At 48.6% G+C, this 1,192-nt stretch carries 1 protein-coding gene; it reads left to right on the top strand.

Annotated features, from left to right (window positions below; all coding sequences use genetic code 11):
- A partial coding sequence (locus L4C42_RS23400) for a tandem-95 repeat protein (RefSeq protein ID WP_429761829.1) occupies positions 1-1,192 on the top strand: 1,192 nt, incomplete at both ends.

Raw genomic sequence — 1,192 nt, 5'->3', positions numbered from 1 at the left:
GCAACCGTAACCGCCAACGAAGACGGCTCTTTCACCATCACTCCAGATGCGGACTTCAATGGCGACATTGACCTAAGCTTCGACATCTCAGATGGCACCGACACCATCGTCGCCAATGCTGACCTCACTGTGAATCCAGTGAATGACGCAGCAGTCGTGGAAGATGTAGGCTACACCATCCAAGAAGACGGTTCGTTGACCTTCACGGATGAACAGCTTCTAGCGGGTGCGTCAGATATTGATGGTGATGACCTRTCTGTTGCCGAYGTAAGCTACTCAGGYACRGAAGGYGTSTTCACYGACAACGGKGACGGCACCTATACCTTCGCACCAAACGAGAACTTCAATGGTGATGTCGACCTAAGCTTCTCTGTAAGCGACGGTACGACGACCACAGAAGCCAACATTGACGTAACGGTTGAGTCTGTCAACGACATTCCAGTAGCCGGTTCAACCACATATTCAGTACAAGAAGACAACTCAATTACCATTACTGACGAGCAGTTATTAGCTAACAGCTCCGATGTAGAAGGCGACGTTTCTGTTCAAGATGTCTCTTACTCTGGAACTGATGGAGTCTTTGCTGATAACGGTGATGGTACGTATACCTTCTCGCCAAACGCGAACTTCTCGGGTGAGGTTAGCTTTGATGTAGTTGTAGCCGATGAAGACGGTGCGACAGCAGAGACGAGCGCTGGTTTAACCGTTATCGAGGTTAACGATCCACCAATTGCAGGACCAACGTCTTACACTATTGATGAAGACAGCGTACTGACCTTTAGTGAGTCTCAAGTTCTGGCCAATGCTTCTGATATAGAGGGTGACGTATCCCTAGTTGGTATCAGCTACGAGGGACCAGACGGTATCTTCTCTGTTAATGGCGATGGTACTTGTAGCTTTGCGCCAAATGAAAACTTCAATGGCGAAGTTCAATTGAACGTTACCATTCAAGATGAAGATGGTGCGACGGTTGATACCGTCATTAACGTTGATGTACTTCCTATCAACGATGCTCCGGTATCCGGCGACCTAGCATACAGTGTTGATGAAGATGGAAGTGTGACATTGTCACAAGAGCAGCTTCTATCACAAGCATCAGACGTAGAAGGTGATGACCTAACAGCCGCCAACTTAAGTGCGGGTGACAATGCGACTGTAACCGCCAACGAAGACGGCTCTTTCACCATTACCC

The sequence above is a fragment of the Vibrio wakamikoensis genome (genome assembly GCF_050337275.1).
In the GTDB taxonomy this organism is placed as follows: Bacteria; Pseudomonadota; Gammaproteobacteria; order Enterobacterales; family Vibrionaceae; genus Vibrio; species Vibrio chaetopteri.
This window is presented reverse-complemented; position numbering and strand designations above follow the sequence as displayed.